At 71.0% G+C, this 5,281-nt stretch carries 4 protein-coding genes; all 4 read left to right on the top strand.

Going from position 1 to position 5,281, the window contains the following annotated elements:
* Positions 1-3,485 (top strand): multifunctional oxoglutarate decarboxylase/oxoglutarate dehydrogenase thiamine pyrophosphate-binding subunit/dihydrolipoyllysine-residue succinyltransferase subunit (locus GQS09_RS26800; RefSeq protein WP_165990126.1); only part of this gene is annotated, 3,485 nt, incomplete at its 5' end.
* An 83-nt stretch (positions 3,486-3,568) separates the two neighbouring features.
* Positions 3,569-3,757 carry a DUF6104 family protein gene (locus GQS09_RS26795; protein WP_165990125.1) on the top strand — a complete coding sequence of 63 codons (189 nt, stop codon included), beginning with the start codon at positions 3,569-3,571 and terminating at the stop codon, positions 3,755-3,757.
* A 100-nt stretch (positions 3,758-3,857) separates the two neighbouring features.
* Positions 3,858-4,841 carry a DUF4097 domain-containing protein gene (locus GQS09_RS26790; RefSeq protein WP_165990124.1) on the top strand — a complete coding sequence of 328 codons (984 nt, stop codon included), beginning with the start codon at positions 3,858-3,860 and terminating at the stop codon, positions 4,839-4,841.
* 1 nt (position 4,842) lies between these two features.
* The coding region (locus GQS09_RS26785; RefSeq protein ID WP_165990123.1) for a PadR family transcriptional regulator at positions 4,843-5,281 on the top strand (439 nt) is incomplete at its 3' end.

Genomic DNA, 5,281 nt, shown 5'->3' with positions numbered 1-5,281 from the left:
CACCCCGCCCGGCCCCGCAGGCCGAGTCCTCGGTGCGGCAGCCCGCGCCCATGGGCCGCGACGTGCCCAAGGCCACCGCGCCGGCGCCGCAGGGCGCCGGCGCCGAGGACACCGGCCCCGAGCTGGTCACGCTGCGCGGCCCGGCCGCCGCCGTCGCCAAGAACATGAACGCCTCGCTGGAGATGCCCACCGCCACCTCGGTGCGGGCCGTCCCGGTGAAGCTGCTGTTCGACAACCGCATCGTCATCAACAACCACCTCAAGCGCGCCCGCGGCGGCAAGGTCTCCTTCACGCACCTGATCGGCTACGCCATGGTGCAGGCGCTCAAGGCGATGCCGGACATGAATCACTCCTTCGCCCAGAAGGACGGCAAGCCGACCCTGGTCAAGCCCGAGCACATCAACCTCGGCCTGGCCATCGACCTGGTCAAGCCCAACGGTGACCGCCAGCTGGTGGTGGCGGCCGTGAAGAAGGCCGAGACCCTGACCTTCTTCGAGTTCTGGCAGGCCTACGAGGACATCGTCCGCCGGGCCCGGGCCAACAAGCTCACCATGGAGGACTTCACCGGGGTCACCGCCTCGCTGACCAACCCCGGCGGCATCGGCACCGTGCACTCGGTGCCGCGGCTGATGCCCGGCCAGTCGGTGATCCTGGGCGTGGGCGCCATGGAGTACCCGGCGGAGTTCCAGGGCACCTCCCAGGACACCCTGAACCGCCTGGGCATCTCCAAGGTCATGACGCTGACCAGCACCTACGACCACCGGGTGATCCAGGGCGCGGCCTCCGGCGAGTTCCTGCGCCACATGAGCCAGCTGCTGCTGGGCGAGCACGGCTTCTACGACGACATCTTCCAGGCGCTGCGCATCCCGTACGAGCCGGTCCGCTGGCACCGGGACATCGACGTCAGCCACGACGACGAGGTCACCAAGGCGGCCCGGGTCTTCGACCTGATCCACGCCTACCGGGTGCGCGGCCACCTGATGGCCGACACCGACCCGCTGGAGTACAAGCAGCGCAAGCACCCCGACCTGGACATCAAGGAGCACGGGCTCACCCTGTGGGACCTGGAGCGGGAGTTCGCGGTCGGCGGTTTCGCGGGCAAGTCCATGCTCAAGCTGCGCGACATCCTGGGTGTGCTGCGGGACTCCTACTGCCGCACCACCGGCATCGAGTACATGCACATCCAGGATCCGCAGGAGCGCAAGTGGATCCAGGACCGGGTGGAGCGCCCGCACACCCCGCCGGAGCGCGAGGAGCAGCTGCGCATCCTGCGCCGGCTGAACGCCTCGGAGGCCTTCGAAACGTTCCTCCAGACCAAGTACGTCGGGCAGAAGCGGTTCTCCCTGGAGGGCGGCGAGTCGCTGATCCCGCTGCTGGACACGGTGCTGGACGAGGCGGCCGGCGCCACCCTGGACGAGGTCGTGATCGGCATGGCCCACCGCGGCCGGCTGAACGTGCTGGCCAATGTGGTCGGCAAGTCCTACGCCCAGATCTTCCGCGAGTTCGAGGGCAACCTGGACCCGAAGTCCACCCACGGCTCCGGCGACGTCAAGTACCACCTGGGCACCGAGGGCACCTTCACCGGCCAGAACGGCGACACCATCAAGGTCTCGCTGACCGCCAACCCGTCCCACCTGGAGGCGGTCAACCCGGTGGTCGAGGGCGTGGCCCGGGCCAAGCAGGACATCATCGGCAAGGGCGGCACCGACTTCACCGTGCTGCCGGTGCTGATCCACGGCGACGCGGCCTTCGCAGGCCAGGGCGTGGTGGCCGAGACGCTCAACATGTCGCAGCTGCGCGGCTACCGCACCGGCGGCACGGTGCACATCGTGGTCAACAACCAGGTCGGCTACACCGCCCCGCCCACCGCCTCCCGCTCGTCCATGTACTCCACGGACGTCGCCCGGATGATCGAGGCCCCGATCTTCCACGTCAACGGCGACGACCCGGAGGCGGTCTGCCGGGTCGGCCGGCTGGCCTTCGAGTACCGGCAGGCGTTCAACAAGGACGTGGTCATCGACCTGGTCTGCTACCGCCGCCGCGGCCACAACGAGGGTGACAACCCGGCCTTCACCCAGCCGCTGATGTACAACCTGATCGACAAGAAGCGCTCGGTGCGCAAGCTGTACACCGAGGCGCTGATCAGCCGCGGCGACATCACCATGGAGGAGGCCGAGCAGGTCCTGCAGGACTTCCAGGACCAGCTGGAGAAGGTCTTCAAGGAGGTCCGGGACGCCACCGAGGCGCCCTCTCCGACCCCGGTGCCCACCCCGCCGCTGGCCCAGTTCCCGGTCCCGGTGGACTCCGCGGTCAGCCAGGAGGTGCTGAAGCGGGTCGCCGAGTCCCAGACCAGCATCCCCGACCGGTTCCACGTCCACCCCCGGCTGCTGCCGCAGCTCCAGCGGCGCGCCGCCATGGTGGAGGAGGGCACCATCGACTGGGCGATGGGCGAGGCGCTGGCCATCGGCTCGCTGCTGATGGAGGGCACCCCGGTGCGGCTGGCCGGCCAGGACTCCCGGCGCGGCACCTTCGCCCAGCGGCACGCGGTGCTGGTCGACCAGACCAGTGCCGAGGAGTACACCCCGCTGCTCCACCTCGCCGAGGACCAGGCGCGGTTCAACGTCTACGACTCGCTGCTCAGCGAGTACGCGGCGATGGGCTTCGAGTACGGCTACTCGCTGGCCCGGCCGAACGCGCTGGTGATGTGGGAGGCCCAGTTCGGCGACTTCGCCGACGGCGCCCAGATCATGATCGACGAGTTCATCTCCTCGGCCGAGCAGAAGTGGGGCCAGTCCTCCGGCGTGGTGCTGCTGCTGCCGCACGGCTACGAGGGGCAGGGCCCGGACCACTCCTCGGCCCGGATCGAACGTTTCCTCCAGCTCTGCGCGCAGGACAGCATGACGGTCGCCATGCCGACCCTGCCGTCCAACTACTTCCACCTGCTGCGCTGGCAGGTGCACAACCCGCACCACAAGCCGCTGGTGGTGTTCACCCCGAAGTCCCTGCTGCGGGCGAAGACGGCCACCTCCCGGGCGGAGGAGTTCACCTCCGGCCGGTTCCGCCCGGTCATCGGCGACGACACCGTCTCCCCGGAGGAGGTGCGCAAGCTGGTGTTCTGCTCCGGCAAGGTCTACTACGACCTGGCGGCGGAGCGGGCCAAGCGGGGCCTGACGGACACCGCGCTGGTCCGGCTGGAGCGGCTCTACCCGCTGCCGGCCCAGGAGGTGCAGGCGGAGATCGCCAAGTACCCGAAGGCGACGAAGTTCCTCTGGGCCCAGGAGGAGCCGGCCAACCAGGGTGCCTGGCCGTTCATCGCGCTCAACCTGGTGGACCACCTGGATCTGATCATCGGCTCCGACCCGGTGCCGAACGCGGACCGGCTGCGCCGGGTGTCCCGCCCGGCCTCGTCCTCCCCGGCCGTGGGGTCCCCCAAGGCCCACCAGGCGGAGCAGCAGGCGCTGGTCAACGAGGTCTTCGACATCTGAGCACATCCGCCGGGGGCCGGCGCCGCACCGTCACCGGGCGGTCGGCGCCGGCCCCCGGCCGTATCCCGACACGGAGCAGGAACGTGTACTTCACCGATCGCGGTATCGAGGAGCTGGAGCAGCGGCGGGGCGAGGAGGAGGTGTCGCTGGGCTGGCTGGCCGAGCAGCTGCGGGTGTTCGTGGACCTCAACCCGGATTTCGAGGTCCCGGTGGAGCGGCTGGCCACCTGGCTGGCCCGGCTGGACGACGAGGACGACGAGCCCGGCGCGTAGCGGCGGGTCTCCGGGGCGTTGACAATCGAGATACGCGATATATCGTGTCTGGAGGGCAGTCGCGATATAGCTTTCTCGTACCCGCTCCCGGGGAGGACCCATGCCGGACGACACCTGCGGCTCCAGGCTGATCGCCGAGCCGCAGACACTGGACATCGACGCACCCGTCACCGAGCTGCATGTGCGGCTGATCAACGGCACCGTGAACGTGGTCGGCAGCCCCGGGCCGACGGCCAGGGTGGAGATCAGCGAACTGACCGGCCCGCCGCTGGCGGTCCGGCACAGCGACGGCCGGCTGGTGGTCGCCTACGAGGACACCCCGTGGCCCGGCTTCCTGAAGTGGCTGGACCGCACGGGCTGGAACCGCCGGGCGGTGGTCTCCGTCTCGGTGCCCGCCACGGTCCGGCTGACCGTCGGGGTGGTCGGCGCCTCGGCGGTGATCTCCGGGATCTCCGGCTCGGCCAAGCTGCGCGGGGTCTCCGGGGACGCCACCCTGGTCGGGCTCGGCGGGGCGGTGCACGCCGAGACGGTCTCCGGCAGCCTGGAGGCCCAGTCGCTCTCCGGCCCGCTGCGCTTCGCCTCGGTCTCCGGCGATCTCACCCTGATCGACAGCCGGACCGCCGAGGTGCGCTCGGAGACGGTCAGCGGCGGCGCCACCCTGGACCTCGCCTCCGCCGCCGCCCGCTCGGTCGACCTCAGGGTCGGCACGGTCTCCGGTGATGTGGCGATGCGGCTGCCCGCCGGGACCGGCGCCAAGGTGGAGGCGGGAACCGCCGGCGGCGCGGTCTCCAGCGCCTTCGGTGAGCTCTCGGTGGACGGCGGCTGGGGCGGCCGGCGGATCACCGGCACCCTGGGCGACGGCGACGGCCGGATCAGGGTGAACACCGTCTCGGGCGCGGTGGCACTGCTGCGCCGTCCGCCGGACGCCGACACGTTTCCCGACACCGACGCGGANCCGCCGGACGCCGACACGTTTCCCGACACCGACGCGGACCCCGGTGCAAGCCCCGGTGCAAGCCCCGGTGCAAGCCCCGGTGCGGGCCCGGACGCCTCCGACACCCCCTCCTTCCGTAAGGACGACTGACATGCCTCCCGTCTTCGGCCACGGCCGGCTCCGCCTGTATCTGCTGAAGCTGCTCGGTGAGTCCCCGCGTCACGGTTACGAGGTCATCCGGCTGCTGGAGGAGCGCTTCCAGGGCCTGTACGCCCCGTCCGCGGGCACCGTCTATCCCCGCCTGGCCAAGCTGGAGGCCGAAGGGCTGGTGACCCACACCGAGGAGGGCGGCCGGAAGGTCTACGCCCTCACCGACGCCGGCCGCCGGGAGCTGGACGAACGCGCGGCCGAACTCGCCGAACTGGAACGCGAGATCCGCGAGTCGCTGGCCGCGCTGGCCGCCGACATCCGGGAGGACGTGCACGGCTCCGCGCACGACCTGCGCCAGGAGATGCGGCGCGCCGCCGCCCAGGCCCGCGGCACCGACGGTGCCCGCGCCACGGACGGCCCCGGCGGCCCCGGCGGCCCCG

This window comes from Streptomyces sp. YIM 98790, assembly GCF_011421595.1.
In the GTDB taxonomy this organism is placed as follows: Bacteria; Actinomycetota; Actinomycetes; order Streptomycetales; family Streptomycetaceae; genus Streptomyces.
The sequence above is the reverse complement of the archived record's forward strand: the minus strand, read 5'-3'. Positions and strand labels throughout refer to the sequence as shown.